Here is a 23,356-nt window from a genome sequence, read left to right on the forward strand (position 1 = left end):
GTTGATGCCCATGCCCGGTTCCTCCATTCCGGTGGGATAGGGGCTCGGGGGGAGCGCATGGACACGATCGACCTGCTCGTCCGGGAGGCGATGCTGTTTGCGGCAGTCGGCCTGCTGGTCGGCGGCATCGACGATCTGGCGGTGGACCTGCTCTACTGGCTGCGGCGGATCTGGCGATGCCGCCGGCCCGCGGCGACGGTGGCCGGACTGCCCGTACCCGGCCGCCCAGGCCGACTGTTCGTGTTCGTGCCCGCCTGGGACGAGGAGCCGGTGATCGCCGCGATGCTCGCGACCGCCCTCGCCCGCTACGACCATCCCGATTTCGCCATCCATGTCGGGCTCTATCCGAATGACGCGGCGACGATCGCGGCGGCCCGCACCGTGGCCGATCGCGACCGCCGCGTCCGGCTGGTCATCGGCCCCCGCCCCGGCCCGACGACCAAGGCCGACTGCCTGAACAGCCTGTGGCGCGACCTGATGTCGCTCGACCGGCCCGCGAAGGCCGTGATCCTCCACGATGCCGAGGACGTGGTCCATCCCGACGAGCTGCGCGTCTTCGACTCGCTGATCGAGCGGCATGGCGTCGTGCAATTGCCGGTGCTGCCGCTGATCGCACCCGGCTCGATCGTGGGTGCGCACTATGCCGACGATTTCGCGCAGGCGCATGCCAATCACCTCGCCGTCCGCACCGCGCTGGGCGCAGGCATGCCGCTGGCGGGCACCGGCTGCGCGATCGCCGTCGAGACGCTGGCGGGGCTGGCAGCGGGCAATGGCGGCGACCCGTTCGACCCCGACAGCCTGGTCGAGGACTATGAACTCGGGCTGCGCATCGCCGCGCTCGGGCATGGTGCGATCTTCGCGCGGCTGCTCGACGCCGATGGCGAGATCGTCGCGGTGCGCGCCTATTTCCCCGACACGCTGGCGGCGGCCGTGAAGCAGAAGGCACGCTGGATCACCGGCATCGCGCTTGCCGGTTGGGACCGGACCGGCTGGGGACGCCCGCTCGCCATCATGGAACACTGGTGGCGTGCGCGGGACCGGCGCACGCCGCTCGCCATGCTGCTGCTGCTCGTCGCCTATCTGGCCGTTCCCGCCTGGCTGGCGAGCGCGGTCGGCCACTGGTGGACCGGCACGCCGGTCGCGCCGCTGCCGCCGCTGCTGCGCACGCTGCTCGCGATCAACGCCGGGCTGCTGGCGTGGCGTATAGCGATGCGGGCGATCTTCACCGCCCAGGCTTATGGCTGGCGGCAGGGCTTCTGGTCGGTGCCGCGACTGTTGGTGGGCAATCTCGTCGCGATGCTCGCGGCGGCGCGAGCGATCCGCCGCTATGTCGCGATGATGCGCGGCCGGCCGCTCGCCTGGGAGAAGACCGCGCATGTCTTCCCGGACGCGCCCGCGTGACCGGCCGGCCGCTCCGCTTCCTGGGCCTGATCGTCATGGGCTGGAGCGGCGTGCGCGTCGCGATCCTGTGGCCGAGCGTCGACTCGGTGCCCGCGCTGATCCGCGCGATCGCACCGCCGGTCGCTGCCGCCACGGCCTTCTATGCCGAGGCGCCTGTGACCCGACCTGTCGTGGCCCATGCGCCGACAGCCGCGACACCGACCAAGATCGTGCCGATCGCGTCCGCGATACCAACGCCTGCGACGACGTCGCCTCCGACGCCCGCCGCTCGGCCGGCAGAGCCTGATCTCCCGCGGTCGCTGCGCCTGCCGTCCCTCTCGCCGACCAGCAAGCCGGGTCGCTGGTCGGCCAGCCTCTGGGCGATCGGCCGCACCGGGCTGGCCGAGACGCGGCCCGGCAATCAGCTCGGCGGCTCGCAGGCCGGCATCCGCCTGCGCTACACGTTCGACCGCACGCACCGGCTCGCGGCATCGGCGCGATTCGCAACGGCGCTCGACGGCGGCGCGCGAGAGGCGGCGTTCGGGCTCGACTGGCAACCGACCGCCGCCCCGGTCCACCTGCTGGTCGAGCAGCGCGTCGCCCTGAATGGAGGCCGCGGCGGGCCGGCGGCGCTGGTGGTAGCCGGCCTCGACCCGCACCCGCTGCCGCTCGGACTGACAGCGGAAGCCTATGCGCAGGCCGGTGCTGTCGTTCGTGGCCGGCTGGACGGATTCGCGGACGGCGCGGTTCGCGTGACACGGCCTGTCACCACTGCCGGCGGCCTGCGGCTCGACCTCGGCATCGGTGGCTGGGCGGGTGCGCAGCGCGGCGCTGCCCGCGTCGACATCGGCCCAACCGCCTCGCTTGGTGTGCCAATGCACGGTCGCGTGATCCGCCTGACGCTCGATTGGCGACAGCGGATCGCGGGCGACGCGCGGCCCGGCTCTGGTCCCGCCCTGACCCTTGGCACCGACCTGTAGAAGCCAAACCGTCCCTGAACGACGCGATCAAGCACCGTTCAACTCACCGCGCCTATGCCGAAATGGCGCGTTTTCATTCACCTTCGCGCGCACCACCTTCACGGCCCGGCGGCGCGATCCGCCGGGCCGCCTTTTTGTACTCGTGCGATTGGCGCGGAGGCCATAGCGTCCTAGGAGAGCGGGCGTGGATCTCTACCTTCCGGTCGCGAACCTGTCGGTCAACGCCCTGGTGATCGTGCTGCTCGGCGGCGGGGTCGGCCTGTTGTCGGGCATGTTCGGGGTCGGCGGCGGGTTCCTGACCACGCCGCTGCTGATCGTCTACGGCATCCCCCCCACTGTCGCCGCCGCCTCCTCGGCCAGCCAGGTCACCGGTGCCAGCGTGTCGGGCGTCTTCGCGCATGTCCGCCGCGGCGGGGTCGATTTCAAGATGGGCGGGGTGCTGGTCGCGGGCGGCGTGCTGGGCACCTTTGCCGGCGCGTGGATCTTCAAGCTGCTCCAGGCGCTCGGCCAGATCGATACGGTGATCGCGATCGTCTATGTCGTGATGCTCGGCTCGATCGGCGGGCTGATGGCGCGCGAGGCGCTGTCGGCGATCGTCCGCAGCCGCCGGGGCCACGCGCCGCGCGCGGCGAAGCGCCGCCATCACCCGCTGGTCGCGGCGCTGCCGTTCCGCACCCGGTTCTACGCCTCGGGCCTCTACATCTCGCCGCTGGCGCCGCTGCTGCTGGGCTTCGTGACCGGTGTGCTGACCATCCTGCTGGGCATCGGCGGCGGGTTCATCCTGGTGCCGGCGATGATCTACCTGATCGGCATGGCGACCGGCGTGGTGGTCGGGACCAGCCTGTTCCAGACGCTGTTCGTCACCGCCGTCGCGACGATGGTCCATGCGACGACGACGCACGCGGTCGACATCGTGCTTGCCGGGCTGCTGCTGGTCGGCTCGGTCACCGGCGCGCAGATCGGCGCGCGGCTGGCGAACCGCATCCGCCCCGAATATCTTCGCCTCGCGCTGGCGCTGATGGTGCTGGCAGTCGGGGTGCGGATCCTGCTGGGGCTCGTGTGGCGGCCCGAGGAGATCTTCTCGGTAACGCTGTCGTGAGGGCGCGTGCCGCCCTGCTCGTCGTCGCCGCGCCGCTGGCGATGGGGCAGGCAAAGCCGGTGCTGGTGCCCGACGTGTCGCAGCGGGCAATCGATATCGCCTACAGCTTCACGGGCGCCGACCTGCTGCTGTTCGGCGCGATCCTCTATCCCGGCGGCCGCGTGCCCGTGGGCGAGAAGCCGGCCGACATCGTCGTCGTCGTGAAGGGCCCGACCCAGTCGATCCTGCTGCGCGAGAAGGAAAAGGTCGCCGGCATCTGGGTCAACGCCGCCAGCGCCCGCTATCGCTCCGCTCCCTCCTTCTACGCCATCGCCTCGTCGCGGCCGATCGCCGACATCGTCGACGATCGCGCACGCGCGATCTACGAATTGGGCCTCGACAGCCTGCAGCTCTCGCCCGTCTCGACCGCCGCGCCGGATGTGCAGCAGCGCTTCGGACGCGGGCTCGTCGACCTGAAGAGCCGCGCCGGGCTCTATCTGGAGAACCCGCGTGCGGTGGAGATCACCGACAGCGTCCTCTACCGCGCCCGTGTCACCATCCCGGCGCGCGTCCCGGTAGGGCGCTTCACCGCCGAGACCTTCCTGATCCGCGACGGCCGTGTGCTGGCGGCGGCGGTGCGCGACATCGACATCCGCAAGTCGGGTTTCGAGCGGTTCGTCGCGCGGGCCGCGGAACGGGCGGGACTGCTCTACGGCGCGGTCGCGGTGGTCCTGTCGGTGGGGCTGGGATGGATCGCCGGCGCGGTCGCACGGCGTTTCTAAGTCCACGCTTAATTTACCGATGCCGCGCTAGGCCGTTCTCGAAACAAGAGAAAGCAGCGCCGCGCGATGAGCCAGATGTTCGGATCGGAAGCGTTCGCCGGCGCCACGCCGCTGACGACCCACGCGGCGATCGGCTGCGTGCTGGCGATTGCCGGCTCGTCGAGCCGCGTGCTGCTCGACCGGGCCGCCATCGCGGCAATCGCCGACGATCCTGATACGGTCGCGGCGGCGGCAGGACAGGTCGGCAGCCAGGTCAAGATGCGGATCGGCAGCACCTGGCTTGTCGCCAACATTCGCGCCCTGAAACTGGAGGATGCCGCCGGCACGCTGGTCGCCGCCGACATCGATTTTCTGGGCGAGGGTGAGGAGGAACGGCTGACCGGCAAGCTCTACAGCTTCCGGCGCGGCGTCACCCGCTATCCGATGCCGGGATGCGAGATCTATCCGGTGACCACCGCCGACCTGCGCCAGGTCTATTCGGCCACCGACCGACCGCACATCCAGATCGGCAACGTCTATCCGACCGCCGACGTCCGCGCCGCGCTTCAGGTCGACGCGCTGCTGGGCAAGCATTTCGCACTGGTCGGTTCGACCGGTACGGGCAAGTCGACCGCTGCTGCGCTGATCCTGCATCGCATCTGCGATCTGGCGCCGCAGGGCCATATCGTCATGATCGATCCGCACGGCGAATATGCCGCTGCCTTCCGCGGCAACGGCGCGATCTACGATGTCGGCAATCTGCAGATGCCGTACTGGCTGATGAACTTCGAAGAGCATTGCGAGGTGTTCCTCACGGGCGCTGGGTCGCAGCGCCAGGTCGATGCCGACATCCTCGCCAAGTGCCTGCTCGCCGCCAAGTCCAAGGGGCGGTTGGGCCAGGAGATCGGCAAGCTGACCGTCGACGCGCCGGTCCCCTATCTGCTGTCCGACCTGACCGGCATCATCACGACCGAGATGGGCAAGCTCGACCGTGCCGGCGACACCGCCCCCTATCTGCGGCTGAAGACCAAGATCGACGAGATCAAGTCCGACCCGCGCTACGGCTTCATGTTCTCCGGCATGCTCGTCGCTGATACGATGGCCGATTTTCTCGCCCGCATCTTCCGCATGGGTGGCGATGGCAAGCCGATCTCGATCGTCGACGTGTCTGGTGTGCCGTCGGACATCACCGCGGTCGTCGTCGCGGTGCTGAGCCGCATGACGTTCGACTTCGCGATCTGGGCACGCAATGAGCCCCAGCGCCCGATCCTGCTCGTCTGCGAGGAGGCGCACCGCTACATCCCCGCCGGGCGCGAGACGGACAATGCGGTCGGCCGCGTGCTCGGCCGGATCGCGAAGGAAGGGCGCAAATACGGCGTTTCGCTCGGCCTCGTGACCCAGCGGCCGTCGGATCTGGCAGAGGGCGTGCTGTCGCAGTGCGGCACGATCATCGCGATGCGGCTGAACAACGATCGCGACCAGGCCTTCGTCAAGGCGGCGATGCCCGAGGGTGCGCGCGGCTTCCTCGATTCGATCCCGGCACTGCGTAACCGCGAGTGCATCATCTGCGGCGAGGGCGTGTCGATCCCGATCCGTGTGGCGTTCGACGCGCTGGAGGAGAATCGCCGCCCCGCGTCGGACGATCCGCTGTTCTCGCAACTGTGGAGGGAAACGGGCGGAGAGGACGGGATCCTGGAGCGAACGATCAAGCGCTGGCGTGCGCAGGGCCGCTAAGCCGGTATCGGCGGACCCCGCCACGTCGCCGACCACAAAAAGGGGCCGCCGGTCGAAACCGACAGCCCCCCTTCAGTTATCCCAAGGATAACGGATGCGCGATCAGGCGAACACGGCCTTGCTGCTGCGACGGCGGTAGCGCGCCGCACCGGCGACCATGCCGAAGCCGAGGAACATCATCGCCCAGGTCGCCGGCTCAGGGACGGCGGCGGTGAAGGAGACGTTGTCGAACTCGAACGCGCTGTTGCCGCCCGTGTTGTAGAACTTGATGCCGCTGAACAGCGTACCAGCGGTGGCGTTGAAGGTCACGAAACGGCTGCCGGCCTGCGTCCCGTCACCCGGATAGGCCGGAGCGACATCGTTGTTCAACTGCGTGCCGGAAAAGCTGCGGATGAATGCGCCGGTCTGGTCGAACAGGTCGATCGAGTTGTACGCGTCGATCGAACCGATGAATACGCTGATGCTCGAGAAGTTGGTGCCGGTAGCCGACGACAGCTTCAGCGACCCGTCGCCACCGATCGCGAAGAACCCGTTACCGTCATACGGCGCCGGCGTGTAGACGTTGAAGTTGCCCGAACCGTTGCCGTTGGCCTGACCCGAACCGACAACGTCGCTGCGCGTCGCCGAGCCCGACAGGTTCGCAACGAGGCCCTTCGACGTTGCTTCGCCCGCGGTGCCGATGCTCGGGGTGTTGAACGTCATGTTGGCAGTCGCACCGGCGACGCCGGTGTTGTTCGCGCTGGTGCCAGCGACCGAGGTGAACGCGACGCCTGCGAAAGCCGGCGTGGCGAGAACGGCAGCGCCGAAGGCGAGAGCGGCGGAAATCTTGCGCATGGTATAAACCCCCAAATCAAAATTGGTTTTTGAACAACGCCCCACCCGGAGCAAAATGAAACCGTCTGGACCGTTGGCGCCTAATAGGCAGATCCGGCGAGTTCCGGGACATGGAAATCGATCCAATTTTGGGACAGGACCTCGAACACGCATCCCGAAGTCGTATTTTCACGGAACGTGCAGGCACTTAGTCAGTCCATGATATTCCGACAATTATCCATCGGACTGCTTTTTCGCGTGAACCGACGCGTTTTATTTACAATATTCTTGCTGAAATGTGCTGAATTCATGGAAGTCAGAGTCGCCGCACGGGACGCGCGGCGTCGACTCGACCCCCGGGTCATCTCCGGTTCAGCGAAATCGGGGAATCATTGCTGTCGTGCGCCCGGCACATGAAGTCGGGCAGGCGGCATCCGCCCGCCCGATCAGCCGGCTGATCGATCAGCGGCCGACACGCACCTGCGTCAGCTCGGCAACCCGACGCTTGAATGCCGACAGGTTTCTGCCCGCCAGCCGCGCGACGCTGGCGAACGAGATGGAGCGCGGGTTGATCGACTGGCCGTTGCGCCAGACTTCCCAGTGGAGGTGCGGCCCGGTGGACATGCCGGTCGAGCCGACATAGCCGATTACCTGTCCCTGCCGGACATGCTGGCCGCCGCGCACCGCGATCCGGCTCATATGGCCATAGCCGCTGGCAAGCCCGCCGGCATGGTTCAGCTTCACGAAATTGCCATAGCCCGCGTTGCGCCCGGCGCTGGCGACGGTGCCGTCGCGCGCCGCGAGGATCGGCGTGCCGTAGGCGGCGGCGATGTCCATCCCCTTGTGCATCCGCATGAAGCCGAGCAGCGGGTGCATCCGCATCCCGAAGTTCGACGTGACGCGCCCCGCCACCGGCATGCCCATATTGCCGCGCCGCTCGACCTGCGCGGCTGCGGCGTCGAACCAGTCGGGGTTGCGCTCACCCGCCGCAGTCCAGTGGAGCAGGCGCAGCTTGCGGCGGCCCTGGTCTAGCCCAGCGTACATCAGCTCGCCCAGCTTCACCTCGCCGGTCGCGGCGCGATCCTGCTGGATCACCATGTCGAACGTATCGGCTGAGGACACGTCGCGCCCGATCGACAGCCGCGTGGCGATCGCCTTGATATAGGTTTCCACCGCGCGGGCTGGCGCACCGGCGGCACGGGCGGAGCGGTAGAGGCTCGACCCGACCAGCCCCTGCAGGCGCAGCGGCGTGTGATCGATCGCGATCGGCTTGCGCTCCAGCGACAGCGATCCGTCGGTGGCACGCGCCACCGTAACGGCCAGGTCGAAGCGCGCGCGCAGCGACAATTGCTCCAGCGGGCGCGGCACCGAGCGGCTGGCGCGACGACCCAGCGTCATCGCGATGCGCGTGCCAGAGGGGATGTCGGAGAGCGTCGCGGCGCCACCGACCAGCTTCGCCGCGGTCGCGGCCTCACCCCGGCCCACGCCGGCGCGTTCCAGCGCGCGGGTGAAGCTGTCACCGTCGCCCAGCGTCGCGGTCAGCTCGATCAGCGGCCGCTCGGGTGCTTCGGCCAGCGGGCGAACGAGGTCGGTCGCGGCCATGCGGCGGCCGGTACCGGCGCCCAGGCCGAGCGGCGCGACGCCCTGCGCGCGCGCCTCTTCCCACTCGTTCCCGGTGAGTGGTGCGGGGACGTTGCCGATCAGCGGCCGGTTCAGTCCGGGCGCCAGCGCCCAGGTCGCGGCGCACAGCGCGGTGCAGGTCGCGACGCCGCGCCACCAGTCGCGGCTGCCGATCTGCGTGCCGAGATCGGGTACCCAGTCGATCTGCGCGGCACGCGCGCGCCAGTCGGTGTGGGTGGGAGCTGCTGCAAGACGGCCAAATCCACGCTGACTGGTGCCGCCGGCGAGTTCCAGACCCTGATCGCTTTTCAGAAACAAAGGGCGACGCTCTCGTTGCTATCGGGTGCCGCCGTTCCCCCCGGCGTGCCCGGACGTTGTGAAGCAGACGTGCTAAAGTCAAATTAACCGCGGCCCCTGCAGCCCCCAGCTGCGACGAGCAGTGGCCGCCCCGCGCCAGGGTGCCGCCCCGCGCAATCTGGTCATTGCGCCGAACCGCGTAAGTCCCGATGTTGTGGGCATGAACAGCCGCGTATCCGGCACCGTGACCGCCGTTCTGGGGCCCACCAACACGGGCAAGACGCATTTGGCGGTCGAGCGGATGTGCGCGCATTCCAGCGGCATCATCGGCTTTCCCCTGCGCCTGCTGGCGCGCGAGGTGTACGACCGGGTGGTGGCGATCAAGGGTGCGGATCGTGTCGCGCTGGTGACGGGCGAGGAGAAGATCCTGCCCCCCGACGCGCGCTGGTTCCTCTGCACCGCGGAGTCGATGCCCGCGCACGAGGCAGCCTTCGTCGCGCTCGACGAGGCGCAGCTGGGCGCCGATCCCGAGCGCGGGCATGTCTTCACCGACCGGCTGCTTCGCGTGCGCGGGCGCGAGGAGACGATGATCCTGGGGTCGGAGGCGCTGCGGCCGATGATCCGCGACCTGGTGCCCGAGGCGGAGATCGTCGGTCGCCCGCGTTTTTCCACCCTGACCTATGCCGGCGCGAAGAAGATCAGCCGCCTGCCCAAGCGCTCCGCGATCGTCGCGTTCAGCGCCGAGGAGGTCTATGCGGTCGCCGAGATGCTGCGCCGGCTGCGCGGCGGGGCGGCGGTGGTGATGGGGGCGCTGTCTCCCCGCACCCGCAACGCCCAGGTCGCGATGTTCCAGGCGGGCGAGGTCGACTATCTCGTCGCCACGGATGCGATCGGCATGGGCCTGAATATGGATGTCGCACACGTCGCCTTTGCCGGGCTGCACAAGTTCGACGGGCGGCGGCAGCGGCGGCTGACCGTGGCCGAGATGGCGCAGATCGCCGGGCGCGCCGGGCGGCACCAACGCGACGGCACCTTCGGTGCGCTGGTCGAGGAGGGGCCGGGCGCCTTCCTGCCGGAGGAGGTGCTGGCGATCGAGGAGCATCGCTTCCCCCGCCTCGACCATCTGTTCTGGCGCGACGGCGATCCCGACCTGTCGAGCATCGATGCGTTGATCGCCTCGCTGGAGCGCCCTCCTCCACCCGGCGTCCTGCGCGCAGCGCCACAGGCGATCGACCTTGCCGTGCTGAAGCGGCTGGCCGACGAGCCCTGGGTGCGCGACCGCACCCGTCGCCCGTCGATGGTCGCGCGGCTGTGGGCGGCGTGCGGCGTGCCCGATTTCCGCAAGCTCGGCCTCGACCCACATGCCCGCTTCGTCGAGCGGCTGTTCCGCCACCTGTCGGAGGGGCACGGCCATATTCCCCACCAGTGGTTCGCCGACGAGATCGCCCGGCTCGACACCGTCGCCGGCGATGTCGAGACGCTGGCCGGGCGGCTCGCGGCGATCCGCAGCTGGGCCTATATCGCGCAGCGCGCCGACTGGCTCGCCGACCCCGCGCACTGGGCCGAGCGCACCCGCGCGATCGAGGAGCGGCTGTCCGACGGGCTCCACGCCAGCCTGACCCAGCGCTTCGTCGACAAGCGCACCACCGCGCTGATCCGCCGCATCGGTGCCGATGCCGGCGCGCTGCCGGTCGTGGTCGGGCCGGAGGGCGAGGTGACGGTCGAGGATCATCCGATCGGTCGGCTCGACGGGTTCCGCTTCTCGGTCGAGCCGGGCGCACGGGCGGGTGACAAGCGAATGCTGCTCGCCGCGGCAGAAAAGCGCCTCGGCACCGAGCGCGCGCGCCGCGCCGCCGCTCTGGTCGAGGCGGACGACGCGCAGTTCGCGCTTGCCGACGGGGCGATCGGCTGGACCGGGCACCGCGTCGCTTCGCTGGCACCCGGTCCGGCCGTCGCCAGGCCACGCATCGTCCTTGACCGCGACCTGGACTGTCTCGACCGCTCGACTCGCGAGCGGATCGCCGAGCGGCTGGCCTGCTGGTTGACCGCGGCCGTCGCGCGGCAAGCGCCGGTGCTCGCCGCGCTGGCAGACGGCGCGCGCGATCCCTCCGCCACGCCCGCCTTTCGCGCCATCGCCGCGGCGCTGGAGGCAGCCGGCGGCATCGCGCCGCGCCTCCCGCTCAGGGCATCGCTCGACGCGCTGGGGCAGGACGAGCGCCGTCGCTTCCGCCGGATCGGCGTGACGCTCGGCGCACTCGACCTGTTCGACCCGCGCCTGCTGAAACCCGGAGCCGCCGCGTTGCGGCGCGCGCTGATGGCGGTGCGGGGTGAGGCACCGGACACCCCGCGCGAGGGTGCGACCGTCCTCTCCCGCGGCGCACCCGGCGCGACCGTCGCCGCCGGTTACCGGCCGCTGGGACTGCAGGCGGTTCGCGTCGATCTGGTCGAGCGGATCGCCCGCGCCGCGCATGATGCCCGTCAGGGACGCGCACCCTTTGCCCCCGATCCGGCGCTTGCCACCTCGATCGGGCTGGAGCCGGCGACGCTGGCACGGCTGATGGCCGAACTCGGCTTCCAGAATCCGAAGGGTGACGCGGCCCATTGGGTCTGGCGTGGCCGCCCTGCGGCGAAGCGCGTCGCCGTCCACCCCGCTGCCGGCGACAATGCCTTTGCCGGCCTGTCGGCGCTGCTGGGCCACGGCTGATGGGCGAGCCCTCGATGCGCCTCGACCGATTCCTGTGGTGGGCGCGCCTTGCCCGTACCCGCACTGCCGCGCAGGCACTGGCCGAAGAGGGGCGGCTGCGCCTTGACGGGCGGCTGGTCGACCGCGCCCATGCGCCGGTGCGGTCGGGCAATATCCTGACGTTCGTCGCGCCCGGCGGCCGGGTACGCGTGCTGCGGGTCGAGGCGCTGCCGGCGCGGCGCGGTCCGCCCGCCGAGGCGCAGGGCTGCTATCTCGACCTGCAAGCTGCTAATTCGCCGCCAGAAGGCGAGCTTGATTGACGACACCTCCCGCGACGCATAGCAGCGCGCGGATAAAGTCCCGGAGCCTGATATGACCTACGTCGTCACCGACGCGTGCATCCGTTGCAAATATATGGACTGTGTCGAGGTGTGCCCGGTCGACTGTTTCTACGAGGGCGAGAACATGCTCGTCATCAATCCGTCCGAGTGCATCGACTGCGGCGTGTGCGAGCCCGAATGCCCGGCCGAGGCGATCCTGCCCGATACCGAGAACGGGCTGGAAAAGTGGCTGGAGCTGAACACCACCTTCTCCGCGCAATGGCCCAATGTCACGCGCAAGCTGGACCAGACGCCGCCCGACGCCGACGCGATGAAGGGCGTTGAGGACAAGTACGACAAATATTTCTCGCCGGAACCCGGCGCCGGCGACTGACGCCAGTTCCCGGCGGAGTCCGGGATCTCCTGCTTGGCAGGCGTGACGGCGAGAGCGGAAAGACCCAGGCCTGCACCGGGGTGACGTCTTCGGCCAATGGACGATGTCGGCTGCGCGTGCGTCCGCTGGTAATTTTGTTGCGAACGTGTTAAAGGCGTTCGCGACGGGGGCAATGCTTTGCCGCCCGCCTGTTCGAACTCCTGTAACCGATCGCCCGCCCGTCCTGCGTCGGGCCCGATCGGCGTTCCGATGAAAGGGCCATCATGGCTGCCAAGGCGCTGTTCTTCGACGTCGGCGATTATGTTGTCTATCCCAAGCACGGCGTAGGCCGCGTGATCGAGCTGCAGAAGCAGGAGATCGCGGGTGCCAGCCTGGAACTCTATGTCCTCCGTTTCGAGAAGGAGCGCATGACGCTCCGCGTGCCGACCAACAAGGCCGAGAGCGTAGGGATGCGCAAGCTGTCGTCGGACAAGACGATGCGCGAGGCGATGGACACGCTGAAGGGCAAGCCCAAGGTCAAGCGCACCATGTGGTCGCGTCGCGCGCAGGAATATGAGGCGAAGATCAACTCGGGCGACCTGGTGTCGATCGCCGAGGTGACCCGCGACCTGTTCCGCGCCGACGACCAGCCCGAGCAGAGCTATTCCGAGCGCCAGATCTTCGAGGCGGCATGCAGCCGCCTGGCGCGCGAGTTGGCCGCGATGGAAGAGATCGACGAGCCGCGCGCGCAGGAGAAGATCCTGGAGATCCTTCGCGCTGCCGCCGCGATCTACAACAAGGACAAGCCGGCCGCCTAACCGGCGCACCGCTACACTCCCAAAAGGGGCGGTCCGGCAACGGGCCGCCCCTTTTTCGTTGCGGTCGTGCCATTCCGCCTGTATTAGTACAGCAACACACAGGAGGGAAACATGAACCGTCGCCTGAAACTCCCGCTGATCCTCGCGCTGCTCGCCGTGCCGGTCGCGGCCTGTTCGATGTCGTGGAGCGACGATGACGATCAGGGCGTGACCCCGCGCGGGTCCGGCGGCGAGCGGACCTATCCGGTCGAGGGATTCGAGACGATCGAGCTGGGCGCTGCCGGCGATGTCGAGGTGCGGGTCGGCGGCGGCTACTCGGTCACGGCGACCGGCACGCCCGCCGCACTCGACAAAGTTCTGGTCGAGCGTGACGGCAAGGCGCTGAAGCTGTCGCGGCGCAAGGGCATCAGTTGGGGATCAGGCGACAAGGTCCGCTTCCTCGTCACCATGCCGCGGATCACCGGCGCCGATATCGGCGGGTCGGGCACGATCACGATCGACCGGGTGCCCGGCGGCTCGTTCGAGGGGAACATTGGCGGCTCCGGCCGGCTCGATGTGCGCGGGCTGGCGGTCGACAAGGCGGAGTTCGCGATCGGCGGCTCGGGCGATATCGCCGCGGCGGGCACCGCGCGTTCGCTGGAGGTGTCGATCGGCGGCTCCGGCAAGGTCCGCGCCCAGCCGCTGCGCGCTGAGACGGGCGAGATCACCATTGCCGGCGCGGGCGACATCCAGGCGACCGTCACCCGCCATGCCGAGGTGACGATCATGGGATCGGGCGATGTCGACATCACCGGCGGCGCGAAATGCTCGGTGGCCAAGATGGGTGGCGGCAAGGTCAATTGCGGCTAAGCTCCGCGGCATGCGGATTGCCCCCTTCCTCGCCCTGATCGCCGTCGCCGCGCCGGTCGGGGCGGCGGAGCGGACGGTGTCGGTCGGCAGCTTCGACCGGGTGCGCGTCGACACGGCCGTCGTGGTGCGGATCGCCACCGGCGTCTCGCCCGCGGCGCGCATCACCGGCGGTCAGGACGCGGTCGACTCGATCGAGGTTCGGGTCAGCGGCACCACCCTGTCGATCCGTCGCCGCACCGATGGCTGGCAGGAACGCCCGACCGGCAACGCGGCGGAGCCGACCATCGTGACGCTCGGCACCGGCGCGCTGGCGGCGATCACCGTCAACGGTGCCGCGGCAGTGACGGTCGATCGGTTGAAGGGCCCGCGCGTCGACCTGTCGATCGCTGGTCCCGGCCGGATCACCGCCGGGGCGGTCGACGCCGACCTGGCGCTCGCCAGCGTGATCGGCGACGGCACGCTGGCGATCGCCGGTGGGCGTGCGCGGACCGTGCGACTCGCCGCCGGCGGTGCAGGCGGGATCGACGCGGGCGGGCTGGTCGCCGACGACCTCTCGGTTCGGCTGGGGGGCACCGGCGACATCGCCGCGCAGGCGCGCTACACCGCGACCGTGACCAGCGCCGGTATCGGCCACGTGACGGTCGCCGGCACGCCGAAGTGCGTCATCCGCCCCGCACCCGCCGGGCCGGTGGCGTGCGGGACGGGGTCGTAGACGACCTTCAGATCAGCGCCAGTTCCGCCAGCTTCCCCACCAGCCCCGGCGGCATCGCGGCAAGGCCGCTCGCCGCCTCGCCGCCCAGGTCGACCGGCGCGTCGGCGGCCTCAAGGTAGCGCCAGCCCTGATGCGCTCGCTTGGGCCGCGCTTGCACCAGCACCAGTCCGGGGCCGAGATGGATGGCGACGCGACCCCCTTCCGCTTCGCCGAAGGACAGGATCGGCGAGCGGGCGACCAGCTGATGCTTGATGATCCAGAACAGCGATCCGGCGCCCGCCACCTCCTCGTGCCGCTTGGGCAGGTAGCGGGTGGTCAGGAACAGCTCGCCCGCCGCGGCGCGGGCTGTCAGGCGCTCGTCCAGATGCTCGACGCTGGTCGCGCCGAACGCCACTTTGGTCAGGTGCAACGTCATCGCCGACCGATGTGGGTCAGCCGTGCAGCCCCCACAAGGTCGCCAGTCCCAGGAACGAGAAGAACCCCATCGTGTCGGTCAGCGTGGTCACGAACACCGCAGACGACACCGCCGGATCGACGTTCATCTTGTCCAGCGTCACCGGCACCAGCACCCCGCCCAGCCCGGCAGTCACGTTGTTGATGAGCATCGCCGTCGCGATCACGATCGACAGATCGGCATTGCCGAAAACCAGATAGGTGCCGGCACCGATCAGCAGCCCCAGCATGGTACCGTTAGCCGCGGCGATGCGCAGCTCGCGCAGGATCATCCAGCGGGTGTTCGAGCTGGTCAGCTGGTTGGTCGCCAGCGCGCGCACCACCACCGCCAGCGTCTGGGTGCCGGCATTGCCGCCCATGCCCGACACGATCGGCATCAGCACCGCGAGCAGCGCGAAGGCGGCGATGGTGTCCTGAAACAGCCCGACGATCGACGATGCGACCATCGCCGTGCCCAGGTTGACGATCAGCCAGATCATCCGCGTCCGCACGGTCAGCCGCACCGGCTGGTTGATGTCGCCCTCGCCCGCGCCGGACAGGCGCAGCGCGTCCTCGCCCGCCTCCTGCTGGATGATGTGGACGACGTCGTCGACGGTAATCATGCCGACCAGCCGCCCCGACCAGTCGGTGACCGCGGCGGAGATCAGCGCGTACTTCTGGAAGCGCAGCGCCACCTCTTCCTGGTCCATGTCGACCGGGATCAGCGTCTGCTCGCGGCTCATCACGTCGGCGATCGGCACCCAGCGCGGGGTGCGCAGGATCCAGGACAGCGCGCAGGTGCCGACCGGCTTGTGCTGCGGATCGACGACGAAGACTTCCCAGAAATCGGTGGTCAGCTCCTCGTGCCCGCGCAGATAGGTGATGACGTCGCCGACCGTCCAATGCTCCGGCACCGCGATCAGCTCGCGCTGCATCAGGCGCCCGGCCGACTCCTCGGGGTAGGACAGCGCCTCCTCGATCGCGGCGCGGTCGTCGGGGTCCAGCGCGCGCAACACCTCGCGCTGATCCTCGGGCTCCATGTCCTCGATGATCGCGACCGCGTCGTCGGTATCGAGTTCGGCCGCCAGGTCGGCGACCTCGGTCGGGGTCAATGCATCGATCAGGTCCTCGCGGACATAATCGTTCATCTCCGCGAACACGTCGGCGTCGAGCAGGTCGGCGACCGCGTGCGCCAGCCCGGCGCGCTGCTCGTGCGGGGTCAGCTCGAACAGGTCGGCGACGTCGGCGGGGTGGAGCGGCTCGACCAGCGCGCGGGCCGCGTCGGTCTCGCCCTCCTCGACCGCGTCGAGCACGGCGCGGACGAATTCAGGACGCAGCCGGTCGTCCTCGTCCAGCTCGTCCAGCTCCGGGGTTTCCACTTCGGGAAGCTCGCTGTCGCTCATCGCCGCCTCCCTTCGCTTGCGTCGGCGCGCTCCTACCGCGCTGTCGGGCGATTTGCCAGTCGCGACCACCCTCCCTATCTGCCGACCATCCATTCAGGAGAAGACCATTGGCCGACACCCCCGAAACGCTGACGATCACGCTCGACAGCGGCGACGTCACGATCAAGCTGCGCCCCGACCTGGCGCCCGAGCATGTCGCCCGCATCGCCGAGCTGGCGAACGAGGGCTTCTATGACGGCGTGGTGTTCCACCGCGTCATCCCCGGCTTCATGGCACAGGGCGGCGATCCGACCGGCACCGGCATGCACGGTTCGGACAAGCCCAATCTGAAGCAGGAGTTCTCGAAGGAGCCGCACGTCCGCGGCACCTGCTCGATGGCGCGGACCAATGATCCGAACTCGGCCAACTCGCAGTTCTTCATCTGCTTCGACGACGCGCGCTTCCTCGACGGCCAGTACACCGTCTGGGGCCAGGTATCGGACGGCATGGACCTGATCGACGCGCTGCCCAAGGGCGAACCCCCGCGCGAGCCGGGCAAGATCGTGAAGGCCCGCGCGGCGTAACGCCGCGCTTCGGACCGTCACCCCGGCGAAAGCTGGCGTGACGGTCCGGGGCTGATCCTATTCCAGCCCCGCAAGCGTCCCGAACAGCCAGTCGTGGAACAGCCGCACGGGCCGCGACAGCATCGCGCGCGGGCGGCAGACGAACCAGTGGCTGTACGGGCTCTCCACCTCGATCTCGGGGAACAGCCGCACCAGCCGCGGATCGTTGGCGTGGTTGAAGTGGCTGGCGTGCATGAACGCCACCCCCAGCCCCTGCGCCGCCGCCTCCAGCATCAGCCCGCCCGCATCGAAATAATCGACCGCCAGCGGCTTGATCGGGCCGATGCCGGCCGCCTGGCTCCACGCCGCAATGGTGTCGGGCATTTCGCGGTGGAGCAGCGCGGTCTGCTCCGAGAGCTGCCGGGGGCTGGTGATCGGCCGCGGTCCCTCGACCAGCGTGCGCGCGCCGATGACATAGACCGAGTTGGTATCGAACCGCTTCGAATAGAGCGACGGATCGATGTCACGCGCCAGCGCGATGACTGCGTCCAGCCCCTCGCCCAGCCGGGTGATGCCATGGCCGGCGGTATCGATGTCGAGGTGCAGCTCCGGGTGCGTGCGGCGCAGGTCGCCCAGATGCGGAAACAGCCGCTGCGCCGCGAACAGCGGCAGCACGCCCAGCCGCAGCCGCAGCAATTCCTTGCCCGCGGTCATCTCCTCGACCGCGTTCGACAGCTGGTCGAGCACCGGCGCGATCTGCGCCAGCAGCTTCTCGCCGTCTTCGTTCAGCACCATCGCCTGATGGCGCCGCGCGAACAGCGGGCGATCGATGAATCGCTCCAGCGACTGCACGCGCCGCGACAGGGCCGGCGCCGACAGCGCCAGCTCCTCGGCCGCCGCCTTGATCGAGCCGAGTCGCGCGACCTGCACGAATGCCTCGATCGCACCTAGGGGGGGTAGCCTCCGCATCTCTCCTCTCTATCCCGGATCATCCAGGGCCGGACTATACCGACCACGATTGTTGTTAGCGCAATCACAATCAACCATTTCGCACTTGCAACATAGTCCACCGCAACGCAAAAGGAACCCGCCTTTCAGGCATCCTCTCCTAAAAACTTAATGGGTCGGTTCCTTCGGGCACCGGCCCTTTTTTTCGCCTTCGCAGTCGCTACCTTCTGCTCGCTCCTGCCCTGCTCGCATCCGGAACCCGTCATCCGTCTCGCGCGCTTGCCCGACGAAGAGAGGACCGACGATGGCCGATGCCGATACTGCCCCCACCGACTCCGAAGTGCGCAAGATCCAGGTCGCCAACAGCCGGTCCGAGGATTCCGGCCGCGGGCTGGCCCACCTGCCCCGCGCGCTGATGGCGACGCTGGGTATCGGCGAAGGGGATATTATCGAGATCGTCGGTAAGCAATCCACTCCCGCCCGCGCCGTCGGCCCCTATCCCGAGGATGAGGGGTTGGAGCTGTTGCGCATCGACGGTCTCCAGCGCGCCAATGCCGGGGTCGGTTCGGGCGATTTCGTCGAGGTGCGCCGCGCCGTCTCGCGGCCGGCCACCCGCGTCGTCTTCGCGCCGGCGCAGCAGAATCTGCGGTTGCAGGGATCGTCGGCCGCGCTCAAGCGCACGTTCCTCGGCCGCCCCTTTTGCCAGGGCGATGTCGTCGCGACCGCCGGGCATCAGCGGGTCGCCGACATGCCGCCGACCGTCCAGCGCTTCATGAACGCGCCCGCATATGCCCTGCAGGAAATCCGCCTGCAGGTCGTCTCGGCCAGCCCCAAGGGTGTTGTCCATATCGACGAGAATACCGAGATCGAACTGCGGCCGGAATATGAGGAGGCGCGCGACACGCGCCGTGCCGACGTCACCTATGACGATATCGGCGGCATGGCATCGACGATCGACCAGCTGCGCGAGATGGTCGAGCTGCCGCTGCGCTATCCCGAACTGTTCGAGCGGCTGGGGGTCGAGCCGCCCAAGGGGCTGCTGCTCTATGGCCCGCCCGGCACCGGCAAGACCCGGCTGGCGCGCGCGGTGGCCAATGAATCCGACGCTTCGTTCTTCCTCGTCAATGGCCCCGAGATCCTCGGCTCGGCCTATGGTGAGTCGGAGGGCAAGCTGCGCGAGATCTTCGAGGAGGCGTCGAAGTCCGCCCCGTCGATCGTCTTCATCGACGAGATCGATTCGATCGCGCCCAAGCGCGGGCAGGTGCAGGGCGAGGCGGAGAAGCGCCTCGTCGCCCAGTTGCTGACGCTGATGGATGGGCTGGAGTCGCGCGCCAACCTGGTCGTGATCGCCGCCACCAACCGGCCCGAGGCGCTGGACGAGGCGCTGCGCCGCCCCGGCCGCTTCGATCGCGAGATCGTCGTCGGCGTTCCCGACGAGCGCGGGCGGCGCGAGATCCTGGGCATCCATACCCGCGGCATGCCGCTGGGCGACAAGGTCGACCTGGCCGAACTGGCGCGCACAACCTATGGCTTCGTTGGTGCCGATCTCGCTGCCCTCGCGCGCGAGGCGGCGATCGAGGCGGTGCGCCGCATCATGCCGCAGCTGAACCTGGAGGAGCGGACGATCCCGCCCGAGGTGCTCGACACGCTGTCGGTCACGCGCGAGGACTTTCTCGGCGCGCTGAAACGCGTTCAGCCATCGGCGATGCGCGAGGTGATGGTCCAGGCGCCGACCGTCCGCTGGGAGGATGTCGGCGGCCTCGACGACGCGCAGATGCGGCTGAAGGAGGGCGTCGAGCTGCCGCTGAAGGACCCCGACGCGTTTCGCCGCCTCGGCATCCGTCCGGCCAAGGGTTTCCTGCTCTATGGCCCGCCCGGCACCGGCAAGACCCTGCTGGCGAAGGCGGTCGCGCGCGAGGCGGAGGCGAACTTCATCGCCACCAAGTCGAGCGACCTGCTGTCGAAATGGTATGGCGAGAGCGAGCAGCAGATCGCCAAGCTGTTCCAGCGCGCGCGGCAGGTGGCGCCGTGCGTCGTCTTCATCGACGAGCTGGATTCTCTGGTGCCGGCGCGTGGCGGCGGCGCGGGCGAGCCGCAGGTGACCGAGCGGATCGTCAACACCATCCTCGCAGAGATGGACGGGCTGGAGGAGTTGCAGGCGGTGGTGGTGATCGGCGCCACCAACCGCCCCAATCTGGTTGATCCCGCCCTGCTGCGCCCCGGGCGGTTCGACGAGCTGGTCTATGTCGGCGTGCCGAGCGAGGAGGGGCGCCGCCGCATCCTCAAGATCCAGACGCAGAAGATGCCGCTGGCCGCCGATGTCGACCTCGACGCGGTCGCGCGGCGGACCGATCGCTACACCGGCGCCGATCTGGAGGACGTGGTCCGCCGCGCTGGCCTGGTCGCGTTGCGCCGCTCGCTGTCCGCGCGCGAAGTGTACCAGAGCGATTTCGAGGCGGCACTGACCGACAGCCGCGCCAGCGTGACGTCTGAGATGGAGCGCGACTACGAGCAGATGGCTGCCCGCCTGAAACAGGATGCCGCTGCCATCCAGCCGATCGGCTTCGCCTTTCCGTCAAAGGCGGGGTGATCCTCTTCGTCACCGTCATGCCGGGCTCGTCCCGGCATCCACGGCACCGCGCATGTCCGGCAATTGCGCTTGCGGAACGGTGGATGCCGGGACGAGCCCGGCATGACGATCAAGGCAAGAGGGAGCACGGGGACGTCTACGGTCGCACCCACTCGTAATTCCGCACCACCTCCGCCACCGCTACCTCGTACTGGTCGTACCAGCACGCCCGCCCGGCCTCGCGGATGGCCGCGTGCTCGGCATCGGCCCGCCAAGCCAGCGCCGCCGCCTCGTCCGCCCACCAGCTGACGGTGATGCCGAACTCGTCCGGCCCCCGCGCGCTGTCGATACCGCGATAGCCGGGCTGCGCCGCCGCCCGCGCCTCCATCGCCGCCGCCGCCTCGGCATAGCCCGCGGCGTCGACGCCGTTTCGCTGCGACACGAAGATCACCGCCACCTGTCCCGCCCGATCCGCCATGCCGCGCCTCCCCGTGCCCCGGATGCCGCGCCCTATCACACGCAAACGAATGAACCGACCGGCTTGCAACACGTTCGGCACCTGTGCGACGGAGAGGAAGACCTCGCCGCTCGTGTGGGGACCACGACCGACAGGACCGTACATGGCCACTTCGACCTCTGCCGCCCGCCGCGTGCGCCGGCCCGCCGGCATTCCCTCCCCCGCGCAGATGTTCTTCCAGGGTTTCCTGAAACATCCGGTGATGGTCGGGTCGATCATCCCCTCGTCCGACAAGCTGATCCGCAAGATGCTCGGCCGGGTCGACTGGGACAATTGCAAGCTGTTCGTCGAATATGGCCCCGGCGTCGGCACCTTCTGCCGCCCGATCCTGGAGCGGATGGCGCCCGACGCCACGCTGATCGCGATCGACACCAATGCCGACTTCATCCGCTATCTCGACGCAACGATCGTCGATCCTCGCTTCCAGGCGGTCGAGGGATCGGCCGCCGACGTGGCGACGATCATCGCCGACCGCGGCTTCGATGCCGCCGATTACATCTTGTCCGGCCTGCCCTTTTCTACCCTGCCCGCCGGCGTCGGCCCGGCGATCGCCAAGGCGACCCACGCCACGCTGCGGCCGGGCGGCGCCTTCCTGGTCTATCAGTTCAGCCCGCGCGTGAAGGATTTCCTGGTTCCGCACTGGCAGCGGATCGATCATGCGATGGAGTGGTGGAACGTCCCCCCGGCGCAGCTGTACTGGGCCTGGAAAGATTGAGGCGCAGGCGCGGCCACGCCCGCGCCGATCGGCGCAGCCGAGCGCCCAATCCGGCCGGCGGGTCGGCAAAGCCGAACCCGTCCGACGAAAGCGGCGGCTTTGCCGTCGCCCTTCGCCAACCTACTCGTCGATGCCGAAATTCAGCCCGCGCGACACGCTCGGATCGACGAACGCCAGCAGCACATAGGCCCCGAACTGCTTCACCCGCTGCAGCCACCCGGTCCGCGCCTTGTAGACCGGCCAGGTGATCGCCTCCGACTTCGCGACCTCGTCGTCGACATAGCCGCGGACATGGTCGGCAAAGGCGCGGTCCTCGATCCGCAGCATCAGCTCCAGGTTGATGAACAGGCTGCGCACATCGAAATTGGCCGACCCGATATGTACTGCGTCGTCGACCACATATAATTTGGTGTGCAGCTTGGTCGGGCGATATTCGAAGATCTGCACGCCCCGCCGCAGCAGCCCGGCATAGGTGAAGCGCGCCGCCGCGATCGTCGCATTGTTGTCCGATTTCGCCGCGGTGACGATGCGCACCTGCTTGCTGGACCGCCCGGCCCGCTCGATCCGGCGCAGCAGCATCGGGCTGGGGGTGAAATACCCGGCGATCATGTCGATCCGCCGCCCGCGCGCGAGATCGCTACGCAACGTTCGCGCCCAGGGAGACAGCTTGCGCGTCGGGCCGCCGATCAGCCAGCGCAGCCCACCCTCGCGCTCGCTATATTTGGCCAATGCCCGGTTCAGCGGGCGCACACGCGGCCGGGGATGCTCGATCGCGGCCTTCAGCTCGTCGAAATAGCCGCCCATCCGCGCCGCCGCCGGTCCCTCGACCAGCAGGCCCAGGTCGCGCCACGCCTGATCGGCCGCGGTGCCGAAATAATCGTCCTCGACGTTGAAGCCGCCGATGATGATTCGTGGGCTCGCCTCCTCGGCATCGGCCAGCGCCAGCTTCTGGTGGTTGCGCAGCAAGTAGCGCCGCCCGAACCGCGCCGAGAAGCGGCACAGGTCGACCCCGGCGGCGACCAGCGAATCGAAGAAATCGGCCGGCGTATCGTCGCTGCCGAACCCGTCGATGATGAGCGCGACCGACACGCCGCGCCGCGCCGCTGCTGCCAGCGCCGCGTTCACCCGCCGTCCGGTCGCGTCGTCGGCGTAGATATAATAGAGTACCCGCAGCGATCGCTGCGCCCCCTCGATCAGCGCGATCAGCGCCTCCAGGCGGCGCGCGCCTGTGTCGAGCAGGGTCAGCGCGTTGCCCTCTACCGTGAAGACCGGCTGTGCCGTCCCCTCACCCGCCGTGTCCGCCGTCACTGCCGAATCGCTGGTCATCCGCGCCATAGTACGCATCGGGGAAGCGAATGCTCCCCTCGGTCGGAGACGAGCAGAACCTTGCCTTTTCCGCTATTCCCGCCTAAGGACCCGCCTTTCCCCATTGGTGCAGGTAAGGACACGGCATGGCACGCGTCACCGTCGAGGATTGCGTCGACAAGGTTTCGAACCGGTTCGACCTGGTGCTGTTCGCGGCGCAGCGCGCCCGCCAGATCTCTGGCGGTGCCGAGCTGACGCTGGATCGCGACCGCGACAAGAACCCCGTCGTCGCGCTGCGCGAGATCGCCGAGGAGACGGTGCGTCCGAACCAGCTGGAGGACTCGGTGGTCGCCAGCCTGCAGCGCGTCCAGATCGACGATGAGGACGAGGTCGACGCGATCGGCTCGCTGTCCGCCTCGGCCGAGGCGCTGCGCCTGACCGCCGCCGCCCCGCCGCGCAACCAGAACCTGGGTGCCGATTACGACGGCTGATTCCTGCTGAACTGAT

The 23,356-nt window shown here is 69.0% G+C and carries 22 protein-coding genes; 15 read left to right on the forward strand and 7 right to left on the reverse strand.

Annotated features, from left to right (window positions below):
- The first annotated feature begins 57 nt into the window (after positions 1 to 57).
- The 5 genes from Q5H91_RS15375 (at position 58) to Q5H91_RS15395 (ending at position 5,933) form a co-directional block, all read left to right on the forward strand.
- On the forward strand, positions 58 to 1,401 hold the full coding sequence (locus tag Q5H91_RS15375; protein WP_305174335.1) for a glycosyl transferase family protein: 1,344 nt from the start codon (positions 58 to 60) through the stop codon (positions 1,399 to 1,401).
- The gene (locus Q5H91_RS15380) at positions 1,398 to 2,360 is read left to right on the forward strand and encodes a hypothetical protein (RefSeq protein WP_305174336.1); all 963 of its coding nucleotides are present in this window, start codon (positions 1,398 to 1,400) and stop codon (positions 2,358 to 2,360) included. The genes Q5H91_RS15375 and Q5H91_RS15380 overlap by 4 nt, the downstream gene beginning before the upstream one ends.
- A 184-nt stretch (positions 2,361 to 2,544) precedes the next feature.
- Complete coding sequence (locus tag Q5H91_RS15385) at positions 2,545 to 3,459, forward strand: sulfite exporter TauE/SafE family protein (RefSeq protein ID WP_305174337.1); 915 nt, start codon at positions 2,545 to 2,547, stop codon at positions 3,457 to 3,459.
- Positions 3,460 to 3,500: 41 nt separating this feature from the next.
- Positions 3,501 to 4,220 carry a TIGR02186 family protein gene (locus Q5H91_RS15390; RefSeq protein WP_305174370.1) on the forward strand — a complete coding sequence of 240 codons (720 nt, stop codon included), beginning with the start codon at positions 3,501 to 3,503 and terminating at the stop codon, positions 4,218 to 4,220.
- Between the two features lie 66 nt (positions 4,221 to 4,286).
- The gene (locus Q5H91_RS15395) at positions 4,287 to 5,933 is read left to right on the forward strand and encodes an ATP-binding protein (RefSeq protein ID WP_305174338.1); all 1,647 of its coding nucleotides are present in this window, start codon (positions 4,287 to 4,289) and stop codon (positions 5,931 to 5,933) included.
- Positions 5,934 to 6,035: 102 nt separating this feature from the next.
- On the opposite strand, the gene Q5H91_RS15400 is transcribed toward Q5H91_RS15395, so the two are convergent.
- Positions 6,036 to 6,767, reverse strand: a complete 732-nt coding sequence (locus Q5H91_RS15400) for an Npun_F0296 family exosortase-dependent surface protein (protein WP_305174339.1) — start codon at positions 6,765 to 6,767, stop codon at positions 6,036 to 6,038.
- Positions 6,768 to 7,208: 441 nt separating this feature from the next.
- Positions 7,209 to 8,684 (reverse strand): M23 family metallopeptidase, encoded by a 1,476-nt coding sequence (locus Q5H91_RS15405; protein WP_305174340.1) that lies wholly within the window; start codon positions 8,682 to 8,684, stop codon positions 7,209 to 7,211.
- Positions 8,685 to 8,883: 199 nt separating this feature from the next.
- Here Q5H91_RS15405 and Q5H91_RS15410 point away from each other — a divergent pair, with 199 nt between their 5' ends.
- From Q5H91_RS15410 to Q5H91_RS15435, 6 genes are all read left to right on the forward strand, one after another.
- The gene (locus Q5H91_RS15410; RefSeq protein WP_305174341.1) at positions 8,884 to 11,367 is read left to right on the forward strand and encodes a helicase-related protein; all 2,484 of its coding nucleotides are present in this window, start codon (positions 8,884 to 8,886) and stop codon (positions 11,365 to 11,367) included.
- Between the two features lie 14 nt (positions 11,368 to 11,381).
- Complete coding sequence (locus tag Q5H91_RS15415; protein ID WP_305174342.1) at positions 11,382 to 11,666, forward strand: S4 domain-containing protein; 285 nt, start codon at positions 11,382 to 11,384, stop codon at positions 11,664 to 11,666.
- A 52-nt stretch (positions 11,667 to 11,718) separates the two neighbouring features.
- Entirely contained in the window at positions 11,719 to 12,060 is a 342-nt protein-coding gene (fdxA, locus tag Q5H91_RS15420; RefSeq protein ID WP_305174343.1) for a ferredoxin FdxA, read from the forward strand.
- 263 nt (positions 12,061 to 12,323) lie between these two features.
- Entirely contained in the window at positions 12,324 to 12,857 is a 534-nt protein-coding gene (locus Q5H91_RS15425; protein WP_305174344.1) for a CarD family transcriptional regulator, read from the forward strand.
- Between the two features lie 111 nt (positions 12,858 to 12,968).
- Complete coding sequence (locus Q5H91_RS15430; RefSeq protein WP_305174345.1) at positions 12,969 to 13,706, forward strand: head GIN domain-containing protein; 738 nt, start codon at positions 12,969 to 12,971, stop codon at positions 13,704 to 13,706.
- Between the two features lie 10 nt (positions 13,707 to 13,716).
- On the forward strand, positions 13,717 to 14,418 hold the full coding sequence (locus Q5H91_RS15435; protein WP_305174346.1) for a GIN domain-containing protein: 702 nt from the start codon (positions 13,717 to 13,719) through the stop codon (positions 14,416 to 14,418).
- A gap of 7 nt (positions 14,419 to 14,425) precedes the next feature.
- On the opposite strand, the gene Q5H91_RS15440 is transcribed toward Q5H91_RS15435, so the two are convergent.
- The gene (locus tag Q5H91_RS15440) at positions 14,426 to 14,833 is read right to left on the reverse strand and encodes a DUF1489 family protein (protein WP_305174347.1); all 408 of its coding nucleotides are present in this window, start codon (positions 14,831 to 14,833) and stop codon (positions 14,426 to 14,428) included.
- A 16-nt stretch (positions 14,834 to 14,849) separates the two neighbouring features.
- Positions 14,850 to 16,253, reverse strand: a complete 1,404-nt coding sequence (mgtE, locus tag Q5H91_RS15445) for a magnesium transporter (protein WP_305174348.1) — start codon at positions 16,251 to 16,253, stop codon at positions 14,850 to 14,852.
- 107 nt (positions 16,254 to 16,360) lie between these two features.
- Here mgtE and Q5H91_RS15450 point away from each other — a divergent pair, with 107 nt between their 5' ends.
- On the forward strand, positions 16,361 to 16,816 hold the full coding sequence (locus tag Q5H91_RS15450) for a peptidylprolyl isomerase (protein WP_305174349.1): 456 nt from the start codon (positions 16,361 to 16,363) through the stop codon (positions 16,814 to 16,816).
- 57 nt (positions 16,817 to 16,873) lie between these two features.
- On the opposite strand, the gene Q5H91_RS15455 is transcribed toward Q5H91_RS15450, so the two are convergent.
- Positions 16,874 to 17,764, reverse strand: a complete 891-nt coding sequence (locus Q5H91_RS15455; protein ID WP_305174350.1) for a LysR substrate-binding domain-containing protein — start codon at positions 17,762 to 17,764, stop codon at positions 16,874 to 16,876.
- A gap of 283 nt (positions 17,765 to 18,047) precedes the next feature.
- Here Q5H91_RS15455 and Q5H91_RS15460 point away from each other — a divergent pair, with 283 nt between their 5' ends.
- Positions 18,048 to 20,333 (forward strand): CDC48 family AAA ATPase, encoded by a 2,286-nt coding sequence (locus Q5H91_RS15460; RefSeq protein ID WP_305174351.1) that lies wholly within the window; start codon positions 18,048 to 18,050, stop codon positions 20,331 to 20,333.
- A 136-nt stretch (positions 20,334 to 20,469) separates the two neighbouring features.
- Here Q5H91_RS15460 and Q5H91_RS15465 read toward each other — a convergent pair whose 3' ends face one another.
- Positions 20,470 to 20,790, reverse strand: coding sequence for an antibiotic biosynthesis monooxygenase (locus tag Q5H91_RS15465; RefSeq protein WP_305174352.1), 321 nt, complete (start codon positions 20,788 to 20,790; stop codon positions 20,470 to 20,472).
- Positions 20,791 to 20,932: 142 nt separating this feature from the next.
- On the opposite strand from Q5H91_RS15465, the gene Q5H91_RS15470 reads away from it, so the two are divergent.
- A complete protein-coding gene (locus Q5H91_RS15470; RefSeq protein ID WP_305174353.1) occupies positions 20,933 to 21,544 on the forward strand; it encodes a class I SAM-dependent methyltransferase in 612 nt (203 codons plus the stop codon).
- Positions 21,545 to 21,664: 120 nt separating this feature from the next.
- On the opposite strand, the gene Q5H91_RS15475 is transcribed toward Q5H91_RS15470, so the two are convergent.
- Entirely contained in the window at positions 21,665 to 22,870 is a 1,206-nt protein-coding gene (locus Q5H91_RS15475; RefSeq protein ID WP_305174354.1) for a phospholipase D-like domain-containing protein, read from the reverse strand.
- Positions 22,871 to 22,995: 125 nt separating this feature from the next.
- On the opposite strand from Q5H91_RS15475, the gene rpoZ reads away from it, so the two are divergent.
- Entirely contained in the window at positions 22,996 to 23,340 is a 345-nt protein-coding gene (rpoZ, locus tag Q5H91_RS15480; protein WP_305174355.1) for a DNA-directed RNA polymerase subunit omega, read from the forward strand.
- Positions 23,341 to 23,356 lie beyond the last annotated feature (16 nt).

The sequence above is a fragment of the Sphingomonas aurea genome, assembly GCF_030678875.1.
Lineage (GTDB): Bacteria > Pseudomonadota > Alphaproteobacteria > Sphingomonadales > Sphingomonadaceae > Sphingomonas > Sphingomonas aurea.